The sequence below is a fragment of the Phaeobacter sp. A36a-5a genome, assembly GCF_037911135.1.
GTDB classification, from domain to species: Bacteria; Pseudomonadota; Alphaproteobacteria; order Rhodobacterales; family Rhodobacteraceae; genus Phaeobacter; species Phaeobacter bryozoorum.
Genome location: NZ_JBBLYU010000001.1, coordinates 1743311 through 1763874, shown reverse-complemented (window position 1 = coordinate 1763874; position 20564 = coordinate 1743311). Strand labels below are relative to the sequence as shown.

The window sequence follows — 20564 nt, the reverse complement described above, 5'->3', positions numbered from 1 at the left end:
CACTTGGCTTGGCACCGGTTGCACTGTAAGAGAAGCAGAACACAGGAAACTTTCCGGCAAGCGCGGGGGCGGTTGCCGGATCTGCCAGGGACATTTTCATGAGCGACACCGACAGCTTTATCGATGAGGTGACAGAAGAGGTCCGTCGCGATCGCCTGTTCAAGATACTCAAACGTTATGGCTGGATTGGCGGCGTGGCCGTGGTGCTGATCGTGGGCGGGGCGGCGCTGCGCGAATACAACCGCGCCCAGACCGAGGCCGCCGCGCAGGCGCTGGGTGACCAGATGATCGCCGCGCTGGACAGCGACGACAGCGCGGCCCGTGCCAATGCGCTGGATGCCATCACCGCTGAAACCGCCGGGGGCGATACGGTGCTGAAGCTGTTGCAGGCCGGTGCTCTGGCCGACGCAGGCGAGCGCGCGGCCGCTGTTGAGCGGCTGAATGCGGCGGCCAGCAATGGCGAGATGCCAGTGATCTATCGCCATATCGCGACCTTCAAGGCGCTTGGCCTGCAGCAGGACAGCCTGCCCATCGCCGACCGCCGGATCCAGTTCGAGGCGCTGGCCCAGCCCGGTGCGCCGCTGGCGCTGCTGGCGCAGGAACAGCTGGCCCTGATCGACATCGAAGACGGCAATGCCGAGGGCGCCATCACCCGTCTGCGCGACATTATTGCGTCGGCGGCGGTCACCTCGGACTTGAAAGACCGTGCCTCGCAAGTGATTGTGGCGCTTGGGGGAGCGCTGGAGCCGGCCGCGGCACCAGAAGGCTGAGGACAATATCTGCGCTGACGGGCGCAGCGAGAAACGTGCAGTATAAGTGCAGTAACGGGGCAGGGTAATGACGGCAGTAACAAGCTTTTGGGGAGCAAGGGGCATTCTGGCAGGAACCGCATTGGCGTTGGTCCTGTCCGCCTGCACCGAGCCTGAGGTCATCCTGCGCGGTGAACGTCTGGATCTGCGCGATGACAGCGTCGCCGTGGTGACCAATGAAACCCGCGCCATTGCCCTGCCTGCGGCACGCAGCAACACCAGCTGGCCACAGGGCCCCGGTGTCGAAGGGCTGCGGCCGGTCCACCCGGCGCTTGCCGCCGCTCCAAACGCGATCTGGTCTACCTCCATCGGCGCGGGCGACAGCCGTCGTCAGCGCATCACCGCCACGCCGGTTGTCGGCGATGGCCGCATCTACACGCTGGACAGCGGCGCCAGAGTTTCCGCCGTTGCCACAAACGGGGCCTTGCAGTGGCAGAGCGAGCTGCTGCCTGCCTCCGACAGCTCCGGTCAGGCCACCGGCGGCGGTTTGGCGTTTGACAATGGCGTGGTTTATGTCTCCTCCGGCTATGGCGTGCTGACCGCGCTGGATGCGGCGACCGGCGCGACCCTCTGGCGGCAGGAGCTTGAGGCGACCGGCTCGGGGCAGCCCACCGTGCACGATGGGCTGATCTATCTTGTGGCCGGCGATGACACCGGCTGGGCGGTCCATGCCAAGGATGGCCGGATTGCCTGGCAGATCCAGGCCACACCGAGCCCGTCGAACATCCTGGGCGCGCCTGCGCCTGCGGTGACCTCCGATCTGGCGATTTTTGCCTTTGGATCCGGCGATCTTACAGCGACCTTCCGCAAGGGCGGCCTGCGCCGCTGGAACGCCTCGGTTGCGGGCAAGCGGATCGGGCGGACGATTTCGCGGATCAGCGATGTGACCGGCTCGCCCGTGGTGTCCGGCAACCGCATGTATGTCGGCAACCAGTCCGGGCGTACTGCGGCCTTTGATCTGGCGGCTGGCGATCGTCTGTGGACCGCCCCCCATGGCGCGGTGGATCCGGTCTGGGCGGTTGCGGGCAGTGTTTTCCTGATCAGCGATCTGGGCCAGCTGCTGCGGCTGGACGCGGACAGCGGCGAGGCGATCTGGGCGGCCGATCTGCCCGGATACTTGAAGGACAAACCCCGCAAGCGGGGCGCCATCGTGGCGCATCACGGCCCGGTGGTGGCCGGGGGGCAGGTGGTTGTCGCCTCCAATGATGGGCTGCTGCGCTTTTTCAGCCCCGAAAGCGGAGCACTGCTGCGCACGGTTGCGGTGCCGGGCGGTGCCAGCACCGCGCCGGTGGTGGCTGGCGGCACGCTTTATGTCGTGTCGACCAAAGGACAATTGCACGCTTTCCGATAGCGCTTTGATGCGGTAGGAGAGGGTTAAACAGCGATGTGCTCTGGCAGGGCACGCGCAGATGCGCTATGGGGCGCGTCTGAATCGCAGAAAGTTGGTCTGATGTCTTTTACCCTCGCTATTGTGGGCCGCCCGAATGTGGGCAAATCCACACTGTTCAATCGTCTCGTCGGCAAGCGGCTGGCGCTGGTGGATGACCAGCCCGGCGTCACGCGCGATCTGCGTGAAGGGGAAGCGCGTCTTGGCGATCTGCGCTTTACCGTGGTGGATACCGCCGGTCTGGAAGATGCCACCGACAACTCGCTGGAAGGGCGGATGCGCCGCCTGACCGAGCGGGCGGTCGATATGGCCGATATCTGTCTGTTCATGGTCGATGCCCGCGTCGGTGTGACTCCGGTTGATCAGATGTTTGCCGAAATCCTGCGCAAGAAATCCGCGCATGTGATTCTGGCCGCCAACAAGGCCGAGGGCAATGCCGCCGACGCCGGTGTTCTGGACGCCTGGGGGCTGGGGCTGGGAGAGCCGATCCGCCTGTCCGGCGAACATGGTGAGGGTCTGAACGACCTTTATGCGCAGCTGATGCCGCTGGCGGATGAGTTTGAAAAACGCGCCAAGGACGACAGCCCGGAGATTGACGTCGTGCTGGATGAGGACGCCGAGGAGGATGACCTCTCGGTGCCGATGCCGACCCGCAACAAACCGTTGCAGGTGGCGGTTGTCGGGCGTCCGAATGCGGGTAAATCCACCCTGATCAACAAGATCCTCGGCGAGGATCGCCTGCTGACCGGGCCCGAGGCCGGGATCACCCGCGATGCGATCTCGCTACAGATCGACTGGCAGGATGTGCCGATGCGGATCTTTGACACCGCAGGCATGCGCAAGAAGGCCAAGGTGCAGGAAAAGCTTGAGAAACTTTCCGTGTCCGACGGTCTGCGGGCCGTGAAATTTGCCGAGGTTGTGGTGGTCCTGCTGGACGCGGCAATCCCGTTTGAGCAACAGGATCTGCGCATTGCCGATCTGGCCGAGCGTGAAGGCCGCGCGGTTGTGGTTGCGGTGAACAAATGGGACATCGAGGACGAAAAGCAGGAAAAACTGCGCAATCTGAAAGAGGCCTTTGACCGGCTGCTGCCGCAGCTGCGCGGCGCGCCGCTGATCACCGTGTCGGCCAAGACCGGCAAGGGTCTGGACCGGCTGCACGCCGCCATCATGCGCGCCTATGACGTCTGGAACCGCCGGGTGCCAACGGCGGCGCTGAACCGCTGGCTGACGGGGATGCTGGAACAGCACCCGCCGCCAGCCCCGCAGGGCAAACGGATCAAGCTGCGCTATATGACCCAGGCCAAGACCCGTCCGCCGGGCTTTGTGGTGATGTGTTCGCATCCCGACAAGATGCCCGAGAGCTATAATCGCTATCTGGTCAACGGGCTTCGGCAGGATTTCGACATGCCGGGCACGCCCATTCGTCTGACGCTGCGCTCGCAGTCGGACAAAAACCCCTACAAGGGCAAGAAAAAAGCGCCGCCGTCGAAGCTGCGCAAACATCTGGAAGGCCGCCGCAGCTGAGCGTTGCCGTGCTGACCGCAGGATGAGATTTCGGGCAGCCCCTTCGAGGGCTGCCTTTTTTCATGGGGCGCGCGGCTTCACGCCTGCGACCTTGGCCCCATTTGACCGCAAGCCATTGGCTTTGCTAGGCTTCACCATAGATTATTGAAAGCCGGGGTGGCTTCTCTGCGCAATCTGATGCCGGTCGGGCGGCCGGACCCTCAGATGCGGGGCGCCGCGTCGGGGTATTGCGGGGTATTCACAGTGGCGGTCTGAGCGTCGCCGGGCCACGGGCAATTTGCCTCAGGCCATCGTCATTTCAGCGTCACACTGCGTCTCTAAGGAACATTTCATGGATCTGAGAGCATATACGCGGACTTATTGCGAGAAGGATAACCGGCTGGCGGCGCTCAGCTATTTTGGGACGTTTGCGGTCTATTTCCTGTCGCTGTCACTCGCGATCCGCTACGCCGACATCTGGTATCTGATGGCGCCTGCCGGGGTGGTTTTTGCCTTTGCGGCGGTGCGGCTTTATGTGCTGCAACATGACACCGGGCATCATTCGCTGTTCGAAACCCGATGGCAGAACGAAGTCGCAGGCCATGTGCTGTCGCCCTTTACCTTTGCGCCGTTTGAGGTGATGAAACAGAACCACAATGAGCATCACGCCTATGTCGGCAATCTGGAACACCGCGAGTCCGGTGAGATCCACACCATGACGCTGCGCGAATGGCAGGCGGCGGGCTGGGCGCAGCGGCTGGTCTATCGGCTGTATCGAAACCCGTTTGTGCTGGTGCCGCTGGGGGCGGCGTTCACCTATTTCATCCGCTATCGCTGGCCGAAGAACACGCTGCGCTTTGGCGTCCTGGGGGTGGTGCAGCACAATGTGGTGATCGTGCTGCTGCTCGCGCTGCTCTATGCCATCGCGGGGATGACCGGGGTGCTGATCTGGCTGGGGTTTTCCTTTCTTGGTGGGATGATCGGGGTGTTTCTGGTCTATCTCCAGCATAATTTTGAGGACACCTATTGGGATCGTCGGCCGGACCTCAATCCGCAGGTGGCCGCCCTTCAGGGATCATCGTGCCTCGATTTTGGCTGGTTTTTTGACTTTGCAGTCGCCAATATCACGCTTCATGACATTCATCATTTCAACGCCCGCATTCCCAGCTACCGGCTGCGTCGGTGCCACCACAATCTGCCGCCGGAGATTGCCCCGCGCAGGATCAAATTTGGCGAGGCGGTCCGCGCCATGGGGCTGAAACTCTGGGATGAGGAGCAGCAGCGGCTGGTGCCATTCCCGCAGCAGGCGGCAGGATCGGTCGCCGTGGCGGGTGGGATGCAGGCGACCAACAGGCAGGAGACCTCATGACATCCATTGCAACACTTCCCGGTGTCGGTCCTGCCTTGGCGCAGGTTCTGGCACAAAACGGCTGCGCCACGGTTGAGGCGGTTGCCGGAAAAACGCCGGAGGAGCTGAGCCGGATCCCGCGTATCGGCCGGCTGCGCGCGCAGAAGCTTGTGGCCGAGGCGCGCAAGGCGCAGCAGGTCGCGAAGGGCGCCGGGACCGGACCGGATCACCGTGCCAATGGCGCCACGCCCGCGACAGCGGCGCGCAATGGCGCGGATACCCAGACGGGCGATGCCGCGCAGCTCAGCTCGGCGCTTGCTGCGGCCGAGGCCGCCCGCCGCGCTGCGGAGGCCAAGGCGGAGAGGGCCGTCACCAAGGCCAAGAAGGCCGCCAAACAGGCCGCAGCCCTGGCCGAGGAATTCGCCGCCGCAAAGGTGAAGGCCAAAGCCAAGGCAAAGCGGGTGAAGGCCAAGGCAAAACGCGCCATCGAGAAGGAAAAGGCCAAGGCCAAGGCGATCCTTGAGGCCAAGAACAATCCAAAGAAAGACGGCGGTAAAAAAGACGGCGCCAAGAAAGACGCCAAAAAGGAACCTGCCAAAAAAGCCTCCGCCCGGAAAGAGACCGGCAAGAAGGAGGCAGGCCGCAAGAAGGCCAGTGCGAAGAAACAGGACGATTCTGCCGCTGTCGCAAAGGCCAGGAAGAAATAGGCCTCACCGGAGGCGCGTCTCGCGAGAAAAGGAAAACCGGCGCTGGGGTGCGCCGGTTTTTATATTTTATTAACAGGTTGCAGTGCGCTGTTAAACCAGATCACCTGCCGCCGTCAGGGTCAGGCGACCGCCCAGGTAGGGGGCAAGCACCTCGGGCAGTTTGACGGAGCCGTCTTCCTGCTGGCCGTTCTCCAGCACCGCAATCAGGCAGCGCCCGACCGCCAGTCCGGAGCCATTGAGCGTGTGCAGATATTCCGGCTTGCCACCGTCCGCAGGTTTGAACCGGGCGTTCATGCGGCGGGCCTGAAAATCACCGGTGGTGGAGACCGAGGAAATCTCTCGGTAGGTGTTCTGACCCGGCACCCAGGCCTCGATGTCAAAGGTACGGCGCGCGCCAAAGCCCATGTCGCCGGTGCACAGCACGACGGTGCGATAGGGGATGCCCAGTTTCTCAAGGATCCCTTCGGCGCAGCGCAGCATACGCTTCTGCTCATCATCGGACTGGCTGGGGTGGACGATAGAGACCATCTCCACCTTCTCGAACTGGTGCTGACGCAGCATGCCGGAGGTATCCTTGCCGGCGCTGCCCGCCTCGGAGCGGAAACACAGCGTATGCGCGGTCATGCGGATCGGCAGGGCAGCCTCATCAAGCGTGTCGCCCGCAACGGAATAGGTCAGCGGCACCTCGGAGGTGGGCACCAGCCACCAGCCATTGGTGGTCTGATAGCTGTCATCGCCAAATTTGGGCAGCTTGTCGGTGCCATACATCGCCTCATCGCGCACCAGAACCGGGGAATTCACCTCGGTCAGGCCGTTCTCATCGACATGGGTGTCGACCATGAACTGCGCCAGCGCGCGGTGGATACGGGCCACGGCGCCCTTCAGCAGAACAAAGCGGGAGCCGGAGATTTTGGCGGCGGTTTCGAAATCCATCGCAGCTGCGACGCCCTTGATTTCAAAGTGCTCTTTCGGTTCAAAGGCGAAATTGGGGATCGCCCCCCATTTGCTGACCTCGACATTGTCGTCCTCATCCGCGCCCTCGGGCACGTCCTCGGCGGGCAGGTTGGGAATGCGGGCCAGCACATCGGTGAGCTTGGCGTCCAGTTCCTTGGCCTCGGTCTGCAGGGTGGCGACTTCGGCTTTCTTACCGGCCACTTCCGCGCGCAGACGCTCGAATTCGGCATCGTCCCCCTTGGCCTTGGCCGCGCCGATGGCCTTGGCCGCCTTGTTCTGGTCGGCCTGAGCGGTTTCGGCCGCCTGGATTTTGGCCCGGCGGGTTTCATCCAGCGCCAGGATGTCAGAGGACATCGCCGCATCCCCACGCCGCGCCAAAGCGGCGTCAAAAGCGGCAGGGTTCTCGCGGATCGCGCGGATGTCATGCATGGGGGGTGCTCCTAAAGCGTTGAATCAGTGGCTCCAGCATATGCCGGATGGGGGCGGGAAGGGGAAGAGGGCGCGAGGCTGCGGCGCGCAGGCTGTTGTCAGGAGGGCGCATTGAGGGCGGGTGTCCTCGGCAGCGCGGCATAGACGACGGCCCCCCGTCGGCGCAAAACCGGGAAGGGTGACGGTTGCCCAGAAATACTTGGGATCAATCGGCAGGATAATCGTGGTCATATGGGCAATCTGGATCTGAAATGGGTTGTAAAAACCCTCTCATCGCTCCCGCCATGGGTCAACTGCGTTTGCGGTATCGCAACTGGCCCTGTTAGCCTTGCAAAGCCCCGGGCCAGCGCATAGGTTCCCCTGCAAAATTAAGGGCGTCTGAAGCGCCTGTCACACAGAAGGAATATCCCATGGAAGGTGGCGCACTCGCCCAGTTTCTCCCGCTCATTCTGATCTTTGCGATCATGTATTTCCTGCTGATCCGTCCGCAGCAGAAAAAACTGAAGACCCATCAGGCGATGGTCGAGGCGCTGCGCCGGGGCGATCAGGTGGTGACCCAGGGAGGCATCATCGGCAAGGTGGCCAAGGTCAAGGACGATGGCGAGATCGAAGTGGAAATCGCCGAGGGTGTGAAAATCCGCGTGATCAAATCCACCATCGCGCAGGTTCTGAACAAGACCGAGCCGGCAGCGTAAGTATCCCCGCTTAACCAACTGAAAAGGCAGGGCAATGCTGCAAATTGATCTCTGGAAGCGGGTTCTCATCTGGCTGGTCTGTGTGACCGGCCTTTTGCTTGCCCTGCCAAATGCGTTTTACACGCGCGTCGAGCAGGCCAATGATGCCGCCGCCGAAATAATCGCGAAGGGCGAAAGCCCCGCGCGGCTGGACGTGGCGGGCCAATGGCCGTCGTTCATGCCGTCGTCGCTGGTCAACCTTGGTCTGGACCTGCGCGGTGGCGCGCATCTTCTGGCGGAGGTGAAGGTGGCCGACGTCTACGGCGCGCGCATGGATGCGCTCTGGCCTGAAGTGCGCGACGCGCTGCGCCCTGAGCGCGGTGAGGTCGGCACCTTCCGGCGCCAGCCCGCACCGGAGGGGCAGATTCGTCTGAAGATCTCTCAGCCAGAGGGCATGGCCCGCGCGCTGGAGGTTGTGCGTGGTCTGGCCAATCCGATCACCAGCCTGACTGGCGCCGGGGCCACAGATATCACCGTGTCCGGGACCGGTGACATTCTGACCGTAGAGCTGAGCGAGCAGGAGAAGCTGGCCTCTGATGACCGCACCGTGCGTCAGGCGTTGGAAATCATCCGCCGCCGGATTGACGAGGTGGGCACCCGAGAGCCGACCATTCAGCGCCAGGGCAGCGACCGGATCCTGATCCAGGTGCCCGGCATCGGGTCGGCGTCTGAGCTGAAGGCGATCATCGGCACCACCGCCCAGCTGACCTTTAACCCCGTCGTTGGGCGCGGCACGGACGCCGATGCCAATGCGGGTGTCGGCAACAAAGTCGTGCCGTCGCTGGACGAAGACGGTGTGTTCTACACCGTTGAGGCTGCACCGGTTGTGACCGGTGAGGAGCTGGTGGATGCGCAGCCGTCGTTTGATCAGAACGGCCGCCCGGCGGTCAGCTTCCGTTTCAACACCACCGGCGCGCGCAAGTTCGGCGACTATACGGCCGAAAACATCGGTTCGCCCTTTGCCATCGTGCTGGATGAGGAGGTGGTCTCCGCCCCGGTGATCCAGTCGCATATTCCGGGTGGCTCTGGCATTATCACCGGCAACTTCACCATCGAGGAAAGCACCAATATGGCGATCCTGCTGCGTGCAGGTGCGCTGCCTGCGGGGCTGGAGTTCCTTGAGGAACGCACGATTGGCCCGGAACTGGGTCAGGACAGCATTGACGCGGGCAAGGTTGCGACCATCGTCGCCTTTGTTGGGGTGCTGGTGTTCATGGCGCTGAGCTACGGTCTGTTCGGGATCTTTGCCAATATCGCGCTGATCCTCAATATCGCGCTTATCTTTGGCGCGCTGAGCCTGATTGGTGCGACGCTGACCCTGCCGGGGATTGCGGGTATCGTTCTGACGGTCGGTATGGCGGTGGATGCCAATGTGCTGATCTTTGAACGGATCCGCGAGGAGCTGAAGGCCGGTCGAGGTCCTGCACGGGCCATTGACGAAGGCTATTCCAAGGCGCTGAGCGCCATTCTTGACGCCAATATCACCACCTTCATCACCGCCGTGATCCTGTTCGCCATGGGCTCTGGCCCGGTGCGCGGCTTTGCGATCACGCTGGGGCTGGGGATTCTGACATCGGTCTTCACCGCGATCTTCGTGACGCGGGTGATCATCGTGATGTGGTTTGAACGGCGTCGTCCGAAAACAATCGAGGTCTGAGATGCGGCTGAAACTAATTCCCGAAAATACCTCGTTTGATTTCTTCAGACTCTGGAAACTGTGGCTGGGCATCTCTGCGCTGATGATCGTTGTCGGCTTTGCCTCCTTTGCCTTGCAGGGGCTGAATTTCGGCATCGACTTCCGCGGCGGCACCACCATCCGGACCGAAAGCACGACCGAGATCGACGTGGGCGCCTATCGCGGCGCGCTGGAACCGCTGGAGCTGGGGGACATCACCATCAGCGAGGTGTTCGATCCGACCTTTGACGAGGACCAGCATGTGGCCATGGTGCGCATTCAGGCGCAGGGCGATGGTGAGTCGATTTCCGGCGCAGTGATTGCGGATGTGAATGCAGCACTGGATACGGTGGCACCGGGGATCAAATTCGTCTCGGTGGAATCTGTAGGCCCCAAGGTCTCGGGTGAGCTGGTACAGACGGCGGTTCTGGCGGTCGCCCTCGCGATTGGCGCGGTTCTGATCTATATCTGGCTGCGCTTTGAGTGGCAGTTCGCGCTTGGCGCTGTTGCCGCGCTTGTCCACGATGTGGTGCTGACCATTGGCGTGTTCTCGGAACTGCAGATCAAGTTCGATCTGGCCATCATCGCGGCGCTGCTGACCATCGTCGGCTATTCGCTGAACGATACCGTGGTGGTTTTTGACCGGGTGCGTGAAAACCTACGTCGCTACAAGAAAAAGCCACTGGCCGAGGTTCTGAACATCTCGATCAACGAAACCCTCAGCCGGACGGTGATGACCTCGGTGACCACATTGCTGGCGCTGATCTCGCTTTATGTGCTGGGCGGCGATGTGATCCGGGGCTTTGTCTTTGCGATGATCTGGGGCGTCATCATCGGCACCTATTCGTCGATCTTCGTGGCCTCCACCATCCTGTTGTGGCTGGGTGTGAAACGCGACTGGACCAAGCCGTCGAACACCGCAGGCAACCAGTTCGCAAATATCGACGCCTGAGAGTTCAGACCGCGCGACGGATCAAAGGCCGCAGCCCCATGGGTTGCGGCCTCTTTTTATCGGCATATGCGGCGCTGGTATTTTGTCGCGGTGGCGGACATGTTATGCAGCCGGGCAGGGCAGGGTCGCCCGCACACCACCCGACCACGTACAAAGGATGCACGCCATGCGTTTGAACGAAGTTGCCTATACGGATGCCCTGCCAATTGATGGCTATGGGCCGGGGTTCTTTCGGGTTGGCGGTGAGGTGCATCACGGCAATATCCTGACCGGGGCCACGGGGACCACGGACTGGGGTGGCTATGAGGACAGCGCGCCATTGCTGGCGCTTGCCGGTGATGTGGATGTGCTGTTCGTCGGCACCGGCGCCGAGGTGGCCCATATCCCCGCCGGTCTGCGCCAGCAGCTGGAAGGGGCCGGGATCGGAGTTGAGGCGATGAACTCCCCCGCCGCCTGCCGGACCTATAACGTGCTGTTGTCCGAGGGCCGCCGCATCGCGCTTGCGGCGCTTGCGGTCTGACTGTCGCACGTGCAGGCCTGGGCTTGATCTGGCGCAAGGACAGCGGCCGCCGGATCGGCTTTTTCGAAGCAGAACCAAATGGGTAGGCGGATTTCATGACAGTGACCATCGCAGGGCTGAGCATCGCGCGCGGCGGCGTTCCGGTGCTGGAGAGGGTGAGCTTTGCGCTGACACCGGGCCGGGCGCTGATCCTGCGGGGGCCAAACGGCAGCGGCAAGACCACGCTGCTGCGCACCATCGCCGGGCTGCAACCGCCGCTGGCGGGTGAGATCAATTTTGACGGCGACGGCAGCGCCGAGGATTTTGCCTATGCCGGCCACGCCGACGGGATCAAGCTGACGCTGACGGTTGCGGAGAACCTGCGGTTCTGGGCGGCGATTTTTGCCACCGGCGCGATTGATGCCGCGCTGGATGCCTTTGACCTCCGGGGTCTGCGCGACCGGCAGGCCGGGGCGCTGTCGGCCGGACAGAAACGCCGCCTGGGTCTGGCGCGGCTGATGGTGACGGGGCGGCGCTACTGGATCCTGGATGAACCGACCGTCAGTCTGGACCGGGCCTCGGTGCAGCAGTTTGCACAGGTCGTGCAGCAGCATCTGGCCGGTGGCGGCGCGGCGCTGATCGCCACGCATATCGATCTTGGCCTGGATGGCGACACGCTGGATGTGGGCCGTTTTCGGGCCAGGCTGCCGGATCTCGACAATTTTGACGGAGCCTTCCTGTGAGGGCGCTGTTGCTGCGGGATCTGAAGCTGGCGCTGCGTGCCGGCGGCGGCTTTGGGCTGGGGCTGGCGTTTTTCCTGATTGTCACCGTGCTGGTGCCATTCTCGGTGGGGCCGCAGTCCGAATTGCTCAGCCGTATCGCGCCCGGCATCCTCTGGCTGGGCGCGCTCCTGGCCTGCCTGTTGTCGCTGGACCGTCTGCTGGCGCTGGACTGGGAGGATGGGACGCTGGATCTGATGGCCACGGCGCCGCTGCCGCTGGAAGCGGTGGTGACGATCAAGGCGCTGGCCCATTGGATCACCACCTCGCTGCCGCTGGTTCTGGCAGCACCGGTGCTCGCGGTTCTGCTCAACCTGCCGGGGCAGGGGTTTCTCTGGCTGGTGGTTTCGCTGCTGCTGGGCACGCCCGCGCTGTCGGTGATCGGCACCTTTGGTGCGGCGCTCACTGTCGGGCTGAAGCGGGGCGGTCTGCTGATGTCGCTTCTGGTGCTGCCGCTTTATGTGCCGACGCTGATCTTCGGAGCCGAGGCGGCGCGCCGGGGGGCCGAGGGCATGGCGGTAGAGACGCCGCTGTTGATGCTGGCCGGTATCTCGGCCGCCTCGCTGGCGCTGCTGCCCTTTGCCAGTGCCGCCGTGCTGCGCGTCAATTTGCGCTAGGATGAATGAATTGAGATCCCTTCAAGCAAGAGCTAAATAGCCACCATGTCGATCTGGGAATACGCCAATCCAAAGAAGTTCCTGACCACCTCGGAGCGGGTCTTGCCCGCGCTGTGGGTCACGGCTGCCGTGCTGACCTGTGCGGGGCTGGTCTGGGGGTTCTTCTTCACACCAGATGACTACCGGCAGGGGTCCACGGTGAAGATCATCTTCCTGCATGTGCCTTCGGCGCTGATCGCCATCAACGCCTGGTTCATGATGTTGGTGGCCTCACTGATCTGGGTGGTGCGCCGTCATCATGTCAGTGCCCTGGCCGCGCGTGCCGCAGCGCCCGTTGGGGTGGTGATGACGCTGATCGCGCTGGTGACCGGCGCGCTCTGGGGCCAGCCGATGTGGGGCACCTGGTGGGTCTGGGACCCGCGGCTGACCTCATTCCTTGTGCTGTTCCTGTTCTACCTTGGCTATATCGCCCTGTGGGAGGCGATCGAGGATCCGGACACGGCGGCGGATCTCACCTCGATCCTGTGTCTTGTTGGCTCCGTCTTTGCGGTGCTCAGCCGCTATGCGGTGAACTTCTGGAACCAGGGTCTGCATCAGGGCGCGTCGCTCTCGCTCGACAAGGAGGAGAATGTGGCCGATGCGTTTTCCAACCCGCTCTATGTCTGCATGATTGGCTTTGGGTTGATGTTTCTGGCGCTGGTGCTCTACCGGACCGGCACGGAAATCCGCGCCCGCCGGATCCGTGCGCTGATGCTGCGTGAAAGGATGGACGCATAATGCCCGATCTTGGAAAATATGGCGTTGAAGTGCTGTCTTCCTACGGCGCCTCGCTGGTTCTGCTGGCCGGACTGCTGGTGATCACCTTTGCACGTGGTCGCCGGATACGGCGGGAGATGCAGGCAATGGAACAACAGATGCAGACCCGTGGAGGTGCGCCCCGTGGCTAAGATTTCTCCCGTGATGGCGCTGCCGGTTCTGGTTTTTGGCGGGCTGGTGGCCCTGTTTCTGGCTGGCATGTTCCGCGATGATCCCGAAAGCCTGCCCTCAGCGCGCGAAGGTCAGAGCGCGCCGCCGGTTGTGCTGACCGATTTTCCCGGTGAACCCGGGTTCGACGATGCCACGCTGCGTGACGGCAGCGTGAAACTGGTGAATTTCTGGGCCAGCTGGTGTGGCCCCTGCCGGGTGGAACACCCGAGCCTGGATGCGCTGTCCAAGGAAGGGCTGGCGATTTACGGGGTGAACTACAAGGATCAGGAAGACAATGCCGTTGGCTTTCTGAACGAGCTGGGCAACCCCTATACGGCCATCGGTCGCGATGAGGCAGGTCGGATGGCGCTGGACTGGGGTGTCTATGGCGTGCCGGAAACCTATGTCATCGACGGTAAGGGCACTATCATCCTGCGTTTTGCCGGTCCCATCACGCAGCGGGTGATCGACAGCACCCTGCGCCCGGCACTGGAGCGTGCGGCAGCCAACTGATGCGGCTGCCATCGGCGGGCGGCGCAGGCCTTGCGGGGCAAGCAGGATCCGATCCTAGCCGAGCTCATAGGTGCGGAAGATCTGTTCGTCCTGTATGAACTCTGCCAGCCGATCAAAATCACCGCGGTCTGCCCGCCAGGTGAGATAGGCGCTCTGGACCTCGCTGTTCTCCCAGATCTGGAAAATGACCACCTCGCCGCGCTCTGGTGCCAGCAGGAGATGGGCCTGGATACAGCCCTGAAAACGACGGGTTTCCGGCATCAGTTTTTGCAGCGCCGCGACCAGCTCGTCGTAGAGGTCGGGGATCGCCGTGATGGTGACAATGATAGCTTCTTTTTCAGGAGTGTCGTTCACTGGGCATCCGTCTGAGTTTAGTGCGTCTTGGGGGCGGCTGAGCACAACCTGTTGCATCTGGCAGTGCCGTCGTTACGCGGCTGCTAGATCTGTTGATAAATCCTAGACGGGCCGGCAGCCCGCCGTCCAGTTCGAAGTTTACGTAACGGCATCTTGATGCGATGATTCCGATTGGTCCCGCGAGTTTATGCCTGAATTCATCGTGTTGAAAACAAAAACGGGTGCCCCGAAGGGCACCCGCGTTGATCGCTCAGATGCTGTGACCTGCGCCTGCCTTAGGATTTGGCGAGGTTGCGCAGCACGTAATGCAGCACGCCGCCATGTTCGATGTACTCGATCTCGGGCGCGGTATCGATGCGGCACTTCAGGGTGATGGTCTTGGTGGTGCCATCGCCGTAAGTGATGTCGCAAGGAACTTCCTGCTGCGGCTTGATGGTGTCCAGGCCGTGGATCGAGACCGTCTCATCGCCGGTGAGCTTCAGCGTCTTGCGCGTGTCGCCGCCGGTGAACTCAAACGGGATCACGCCCATGCCAACCAGGTTGGAGCGGTGGATACGTTCGAAGCTCTCGGCGATGACCGCCTTGACGCCCAGCAGGGCCGTGCCCTTGGCCGCCCAGTCGCGCGAGGAGCCCGCACCATATTGTTCGCCGCCGAAGACAACCAGCGGGGTACCCTGTTCCTGATAGGCCATGGAGGCCTCGTAGACCGAGGTCTGTTCGCCATCGGGGCCTTTGGTATAGCCACCTTCGACACCGTCCAGCATCTCGTTCTTGATGCGGATGTTGGCAAATGTGCCGCGCATCATGATCTCGTGGTTGCCACGACGCGAGCCGTAGGAGTTGAACTCACGCGGCTGCACCTGACGGTCCAGCAGATACTGGCCAGCCGGGGTGGTGGTCGCGAAAGAGCCCGCCGGGGAGATGTGGTCGGTGGTGACCATATCGCCGAGGATCAAGAGCGTTTTTGCGTCCTTGATGTTGGAGATGGTACCCGGCTCAGAGCCCATACCCTGGAAGTAGGGCGGGTTCTGGATATAGGTGGAGCTTGCCGGCCAGTCGTAGGTCTCGGCGTCGGTGGTGTCCACCGCCTGCCATTTCTCGTCGCCTTTGAACACATCGGCGTATTTCGACAGGAAGGCTTCGCGGGTCACGGTTGCTTCGACCAGATCGGCGATTTCCTTCTGGCTCGGCCAGATGTCCTTCAGGTAGACATCCTTGCCGTCCTTGTCCTGGGCAATCGGATCTGACGCCAGATCAATATCCATGGTGCCCGCCAGCGCATAGGCAACAACCAGCGGCGGCGAGGCCAGATAGTTGGCGCGCACATCGGGGCTGATACGGCCTTCGAAGTTGCGGTTGCCGGACAGAACCGAGGTCGCCACCAGATCACCTTCGGCGATGGCATCGGACAGCTCCTGCTGGATCGGACCGGAGTTGCCGATACAGGTGGTGCAGCCATAGCCGACGAGGTTAAAGCCGATCTTGTCCAGATCTTCCTGCAGGCCTGCGGCCTCCAGATAGGCGGACACAACCTGCGAGCCCGGTGCCAGCGAGGTCTTGACCCAGGGCTTGCGATCCAGGCCGAGGGCAGCGGCCTTGCGCGCCACGAGGCCCGCGCCGATCATCACATAGGGGTTCGAGGTGTTGGTGCAGGAGGTGATCGAGGCGATCACGACCTTGCCGCTTTCCATGGTGTAGTCTTCGCCCTTGACGGCGACTTCCTTGCCCATGGGACGCTTGAAGGTCTCTTCCATTTCCTTCTGGAACGCCGCCTTGGCGCCGGTCAGGGCGACATAGTCCTGCGGGCGTTTCGGGCCGGAGATCGCAGGCACGATGGTGCCCATGTCGAGGCTCAGCGTGTCGGTGTAGATCGGGGCATAATCCGCATCACGCCAGAAGCCGTTTTCCTTGGCATAGGCTTCGACCAGCGCGATACGGTCTTCGTCGCGGCCGGTGTTACGCAGGTAGCGGATGGTTTCTTCGTCGATCGGGAAGAAGCCACAGGTGGCGCCATATTCCGGCGCCATATTCGCGATGGTAGCGCGGTCCGCCAGCGGCAGCGTATCAAGACCGGTGCCGTAGAATTCCACGAATTTGCCAACCACGCCTTTGGCGCGCAGCATTTCCACAACCTTCAGCACGAGGTCGGTGCCGGTGGTGCCTTCGACCATGGCGCCGGTCAGCTCAAAGCCGATGACCTCGGGGATCAGCATGGAAATCGGCTGACCCAGCATCGCAGCTTCGGCCTCGATACCGCCAACACCCCAGCCCAGAACGGCCGCGCCGTTGACCATGGTGGTGTGGCTGTCGGTACCGACCAGCGTATCGGGGTAGGCGACCATCTCACCGTTCTGATCCTCATCGGACCAGATGGTCTGGGCGAGATATTCCAGGTTCACCTGGTGGCAGATGCCGGTGCCCGGGGGCACAACGCGGAAGTTGTTGAACGCGCCCTGACCCCATTTCAGGAACTGGTAACGCTCCATGTTGCGTTCGTATTCGCGGTCGACGTTCATCTGGAACGCGCGCGGGTTGCCGAACTCGTCGATCATGACCGAGTGGTCGATGACCAGATCAACCGGGTTCAGCGGGTTGATCTTCTGGGCGTCGCCACCCAGCGCCTTGATACCGTCGCGCATCGCGGCAAGGTCCACAACGGCGGGAACGCCGGTGAAATCCTGCATCAGCACGCGGGCCGGACGATAGGCGATTTCGCGGGGGTTCTTGCCGCCATTGGCGCCCCATTCGGCAAAGGCCTTGATATCGTCAGTGGAGACGGAGAAGCCGCCGTCCTCAAACCGCAGCATGTTTTCCAGCACCACTTTCAGCGCGGCAGGCAGCTTGGCAAAATCGCCAAGACCGGCTTCGGTTGCGGCGGGGATCGAGTAATAGGAGATCGACTTGCCACCCGCGCTCAGTTTGCGGCGCGTCTTGGCATTGTCCTGTCCGACGGTGATAGGCATGTTTGGCCTCCCTCTGGGATGTGAAAACAGGGAATTCGCTACCGGCTATCTGCAACAGGTCGGGCGTGCATTCAATAGCTGAAACGCCGCAGGCGGCATTTTTGTATGCAATAGTACACAAAATTTGCGCCAAGGTGGAATTTTAACCCCAAACAGCACCGCGCACGGGCGTCTCAAGAATGATTGATTGGTCATTTCAGGCTCAGCCCGCTAGATCCATAAGCCAGAGCAAAAAGGGTATCTTGTATGAAATGGGTCGCATCGCTTTTTCTGGCCGTGTGGATGACGCTGCCAACCGGGGCCGCCGCGCAGAGCGCTGGCGCGGCCACCGATCTGGTGGTGGTGGAGCTGTTCACCTCGCAGGGGTGCTCCTCCTGTCCGCCTGCTGATGCGCTGCTGCGGCAGCTGACGGCGCGGCCTGATGTGCTGCCGTTGGCGCTGCATGTGGATTACTGGGATTATATCGGCTGGAAAGATCAGTTCGCCGATCCCGCCCACACCCGCCGCCAGAAAGGATACGCCCACGTCGGCGGGCGCCAGATGGTCTATACCCCGCAGATGATCGTCAATGGTCAGGACGATGTTGTCGGCGCCAATGCGATGGAGCTGACCGAGGTGATCACCCGCCATCAGGCCCGACCCAGCCAGGTGTCGATCCGCATTGATGGCAGCGCCGCTGATGGCGTCGCTGTCGCGTTGCGCCGGGCGGATACCGCGCCGGTTCTGTCCGGGCCGATCTCGGTGCAGCTGGTGCGTTATGCGCCGCTGAAAACCGTGGATATCTCACGCGGGGAGCTGGCGGGCCGTCGGTTGGATTACGCCAATGTCGTCGAACAGATCGACCGCGTGGCGGATTGGGACGGGCAGGGCACGCTGGAGCTGACTGTGACGCTGACCGATGCCCGCCCGGCCGCACTGCTGGTACAGCAGGCGCCCTATGGTGCGATCCTGGCCGCAGCCAGGCTGAACTGAGACAGGTTGAACTGAGACAGGCTGAAGTGGGCCGGGCAAACCTGAGCCAGGCCAGACGAAGACCGCACACCGCAGCACCCCGGGCAGGCTCAGGTCGCGTCCGGTTTCCGGTCTGCCGGTGTGGGTTTCGGGATCGGCACATAGGGTTTCCACCGCCGGTGGATCCAGAACCATTGCCCCATATGTTGCCGCACCAGTTCCTCCAGCCGTTTGCAGACGGTGGTGGTCATGGTGACAGGATCCGATGGGGCGATTTCTTCCTGCACGATGATCTCGAAATCCAGCCCGTTGGGCTGGCGAATGGCGTAGACCGGGATCATCGCAGCCTTGTATTTCAGCGCCAGTTCGGCTGGCACGATGGAGGTCACGGCGGGTTCGCCGAAGAAGTCGATATTGACCCCGCCATGGGCATGCAGATCCGCCACGATGGCAATGATCCCGCCCTGTTTCAGGTGGCGGACCATCTCCATCATGCCGCGTTTGCCCTGTTCAAACATCGGTTTGCCGGTTTTTTCAATCGCCTGCACGTAGTGGTCGTTGAAATAGGGATTGGCCATCCGACGATAGAGCGCCCCCATGGCAAAGCCGCGCTTGATCAGATTGGCGCGCGCGGCGTCGTAATTGCCGAAATGGCCGGTCACCAGAATGACCGGACGCCCTTCGGCGCGGGCGCGTTCCAGCGCCGCCAGACCGGGGCCGGAGACCGGCGCCGCCCAGGCGCGCTCCAGAAACGGTTGCCCGGCGTAGAGTTCCGCCACCACGCGCCCGACATTGTCGCTGACCTCATCGCAGAGACGCGCCACCTCCGCCTCCGGCAATTCGGGGCAGGTCAGCGCGAGATTGTCGCGCACCCGTTTGTGAAACCCGGCCAGCGGTGCAGCCTTGCGCATCACCCAGCCCATCGCCGGAATGCGTTTGTCATAGGGGATCAGACCCAGCGCGCCGATGATCGCGCGCAGCGCCAGATTGCTGGCGTAGTAGCTGGCGCGGCGGCCTGGGGACAGGGTGGAGGGATCAACGGGCATGTCCGGTCGGCCTGCAATTGAGGAAAGCAAAATCAGCCGCGACCATAAACGGCGGCGCCAACAGGCACAAGCAACCGACCCCGTGATCGGCAACGCAGCTCTTGGCCATACGTCCGCTCAGATCCGGTGGACGCGGCCCTGGGCCGCGCCGCCGTTGCGGGCGCTGAGATCAGTCCTCGTCGTCCTCGTCAGTGGCGCGCAGCTCGATCTCGCCGGAATTCACCAGCTCTCGCAATGCGTTGACGATCGTGCCCATGGCACCTTCTCCAACGCTGCGCTTGACCTTGCCCCGTTCGGCCACTTCCTCGCGGATGTTGTTGGCCATCCGGCTGGACATATTGGCCAGCATGAATTCGCTGGATTCCACGTCGTCCTCGTCGGTGGCAAAGGCGATGGCGGTGACCAGATCCTGCTGCGCCAGAACGCGCGCGATCTTGGGCACATCGACGGGGCTGACGCGCTGCGAGATCAGCGCATAGGTGAAGATCGATTTGCGGACGTCACCGGCGAATTCCTCGTCTTCCTCATCCAGCGCGGTCAGCACCTCGTCACGTTTGCCGGCTGCCGCCTGGGTCAGGATGGCCCCCATGCGCTGGCCCGGCGTCTCTTCAAAGGCGACCTCGGGCCGCGCCTCGATCTGCGCGGCAAGCGACAGGCCAATGCGATCCACTGTATCCGGGGTCACGGCGGCGGTCTGACTGACAGCATAGGTGATGCGGCGGGCTACGGGACCGGGCAGGTGGATCAGCATCTGCGCCGCCTTGGTGGTGTCGAGTTTGGACAGAAGGACAGCGGCGACCTCGGTGCTTTCGGCCTGAGCCAGCTCCGCCAGCTCCTCTGGCGGCAGGGCGCGCAGACGCTCCCACGGGTCGCCAAACTGGCGCACGCCGGCCTCCTTGCGCAGGCGGCTGGCCGTCTGGCGGCTGATCTTGCCCTCCATTGCGGAGAGCGCACCAGCCAGACCATTGGGAAAGGAGAGCCCGACGTTGTCGAGCATTTCGGCAAATTCCCCGGCCACCTCATGCAGGGTGGTACGGTCGATCAGCCCCATGCGGCCCATCTGCTGGGTCAATTCGATCTGCAAATCGTCCGGTAGCGATTCCAGCGGGATATCGGCCCCTTCGTTCAGCAGCAGGCGGACCACAATGGCGGCTTTGGCCTTGCCGCTCAGTTTGGATTTGGCGGCGGGCATACCACCGCCCATTGCGGGCATATCCAGCGCACCGCCACCCATGCCGCCCATCCCCATATCGCCGCCGCCGAAATCGCCGCCGAAATCCATCCCGCCAAGCGGAGCCGGGGCGGAGAAATCGCCAAAGTCATCTGAGGAGGCCGCCATGGGAAGCGCCAAAGCATTTTCATTTTGCATTTATGAGCC

The 20564-nt window shown here is 62.7% G+C and carries 20 protein-coding genes; 15 read left to right on the top strand and 5 right to left on the bottom strand.

Annotated features, from left to right (window positions below; translation table 11 throughout):
* Positions 1-98 precede the first annotated feature (98 nt).
* The 5 genes from WLQ66_RS08205 to WLQ66_RS08185 all read left to right on the top strand — a co-directional run bounded on the left by WLQ66_RS08205 (position 99) and on the right by WLQ66_RS08185 (position 5754).
* Positions 99-770, top strand: a complete 672-nt coding sequence (locus WLQ66_RS08205; protein ID WP_340545841.1) for a tetratricopeptide repeat protein — start codon at positions 99-101, stop codon at positions 768-770.
* 67 nt (positions 771-837) lie between these two features.
* Positions 838-2160 carry a PQQ-like beta-propeller repeat protein gene (locus tag WLQ66_RS08200; protein WP_340545840.1) on the top strand — a complete coding sequence of 441 codons (1323 nt, stop codon included), beginning with the start codon at positions 838-840 and terminating at the stop codon, positions 2158-2160.
* 99 nt (positions 2161-2259) lie between these two features.
* On the top strand, positions 2260-3720 hold the full coding sequence (gene der / locus WLQ66_RS08195; protein ID WP_340545839.1) for a ribosome biogenesis GTPase Der: 1461 nt from the start codon (positions 2260-2262) through the stop codon (positions 3718-3720).
* A 331-nt stretch (positions 3721-4051) separates the two neighbouring features.
* Positions 4052-5068: a fatty acid desaturase gene (locus WLQ66_RS08190; protein ID WP_340545838.1), complete on the top strand. Its 1017-nt coding sequence runs from the start codon at positions 4052-4054 to the stop codon at positions 5066-5068.
* The gene (locus tag WLQ66_RS08185; RefSeq protein WP_340545837.1) at positions 5065-5754 is read left to right on the top strand and encodes a helix-hairpin-helix domain-containing protein; all 690 of its coding nucleotides are present in this window, start codon (positions 5065-5067) and stop codon (positions 5752-5754) included. The genes WLQ66_RS08190 and WLQ66_RS08185 overlap by 4 nt, the downstream gene beginning before the upstream one ends.
* Before the next feature lie 90 nt (positions 5755-5844).
* Here WLQ66_RS08185 and serS read toward each other — a convergent pair whose 3' ends face one another.
* Positions 5845-7137, bottom strand: coding sequence for a serine--tRNA ligase (serS, locus tag WLQ66_RS08180; protein ID WP_340545836.1), 1293 nt, complete (start codon positions 7135-7137; stop codon positions 5845-5847).
* A gap of 410 nt (positions 7138-7547) precedes the next feature.
* Between serS and yajC the strand changes: the two genes are divergently transcribed.
* The 9 genes from yajC to WLQ66_RS08135 all read left to right on the top strand — a co-directional run bounded on the left by yajC (position 7548) and on the right by WLQ66_RS08135 (position 13872).
* Positions 7548-7832 carry a preprotein translocase subunit YajC gene (yajC, locus tag WLQ66_RS08175; RefSeq protein WP_340545835.1) on the top strand — a complete coding sequence of 95 codons (285 nt, stop codon included), beginning with the start codon at positions 7548-7550 and terminating at the stop codon, positions 7830-7832.
* A 34-nt stretch (positions 7833-7866) separates the two neighbouring features.
* On the top strand, positions 7867-9528 hold the full coding sequence (gene secD, locus WLQ66_RS08170) for a protein translocase subunit SecD (protein ID WP_340545834.1): 1662 nt from the start codon (positions 7867-7869) through the stop codon (positions 9526-9528).
* 1 nt (position 9529) lies between these two features.
* Positions 9530-10498 carry a protein translocase subunit SecF gene (gene secF, locus WLQ66_RS08165; RefSeq protein ID WP_340545833.1) on the top strand — a complete coding sequence of 323 codons (969 nt, stop codon included), beginning with the start codon at positions 9530-9532 and terminating at the stop codon, positions 10496-10498.
* A 166-nt stretch (positions 10499-10664) separates the two neighbouring features.
* The gene (locus WLQ66_RS08160) at positions 10665-11018 is read left to right on the top strand and encodes an Mth938-like domain-containing protein (RefSeq protein ID WP_340545832.1); all 354 of its coding nucleotides are present in this window, start codon (positions 10665-10667) and stop codon (positions 11016-11018) included.
* 95 nt (positions 11019-11113) lie between these two features.
* Entirely contained in the window at positions 11114-11740 is a 627-nt protein-coding gene (gene ccmA, locus WLQ66_RS08155) for a heme ABC exporter ATP-binding protein CcmA (protein WP_340545831.1), read from the top strand.
* Entirely contained in the window at positions 11737-12393 is a 657-nt protein-coding gene (gene ccmB, locus WLQ66_RS08150; protein WP_340545830.1) for a heme exporter protein CcmB, read from the top strand. The genes ccmA and ccmB overlap by 4 nt, the downstream gene beginning before the upstream one ends.
* Before the next feature lie 45 nt (positions 12394-12438).
* Positions 12439-13170, top strand: coding sequence for a heme ABC transporter permease (locus WLQ66_RS08145; RefSeq protein WP_340545829.1), 732 nt, complete (start codon positions 12439-12441; stop codon positions 13168-13170).
* Positions 13170-13340, top strand: coding sequence for a heme exporter protein CcmD (ccmD, locus tag WLQ66_RS08140; protein ID WP_340545828.1), 171 nt, complete (start codon positions 13170-13172; stop codon positions 13338-13340). Before WLQ66_RS08145 ends, ccmD begins: the two co-directional genes overlap by 1 nt.
* Positions 13333-13872 carry a DsbE family thiol:disulfide interchange protein gene (locus WLQ66_RS08135; protein ID WP_340545827.1) on the top strand — a complete coding sequence of 180 codons (540 nt, stop codon included), beginning with the start codon at positions 13333-13335 and terminating at the stop codon, positions 13870-13872. Before ccmD ends, WLQ66_RS08135 begins: the two co-directional genes overlap by 8 nt.
* Before the next feature lie 54 nt (positions 13873-13926).
* Here the strand turns inward: WLQ66_RS08135 and WLQ66_RS08130 are convergent, their stop codons facing one another.
* Both WLQ66_RS08130 and acnA read right to left on the bottom strand, forming a co-directional pair.
* Positions 13927-14226 (bottom strand): putative quinol monooxygenase, encoded by a 300-nt coding sequence (locus WLQ66_RS08130; protein ID WP_340545826.1) that lies wholly within the window; start codon positions 14224-14226, stop codon positions 13927-13929.
* A gap of 275 nt (positions 14227-14501) precedes the next feature.
* Entirely contained in the window at positions 14502-17189 is a 2688-nt protein-coding gene (gene acnA / locus WLQ66_RS08125) for an aconitate hydratase AcnA (RefSeq protein WP_340545825.1), read from the bottom strand.
* 246 nt (positions 17190-17435) lie between these two features.
* Between acnA and WLQ66_RS08120 the strand changes: the two genes are divergently transcribed.
* Complete coding sequence (locus WLQ66_RS08120) at positions 17436-18161, top strand: DUF1223 domain-containing protein (RefSeq protein WP_340545824.1); 726 nt, start codon at positions 17436-17438, stop codon at positions 18159-18161.
* An 89-nt stretch (positions 18162-18250) separates the two neighbouring features.
* Here the strand turns inward: WLQ66_RS08120 and WLQ66_RS08115 are convergent, their stop codons facing one another.
* Together WLQ66_RS08115 and WLQ66_RS08110 are read right to left on the bottom strand one after the other, a co-directional pair.
* A complete protein-coding gene (locus WLQ66_RS08115; protein WP_340545823.1) occupies positions 18251-19186 on the bottom strand; it encodes a lysophospholipid acyltransferase family protein in 936 nt (311 codons plus the stop codon).
* A gap of 169 nt (positions 19187-19355) precedes the next feature.
* Complete coding sequence (locus WLQ66_RS08110; RefSeq protein WP_340545822.1) at positions 19356-20555, bottom strand: flagellar motor switch protein FliG; 1200 nt, start codon at positions 20553-20555, stop codon at positions 19356-19358.
* Positions 20556-20564: the final 9 nt, after the last annotated feature.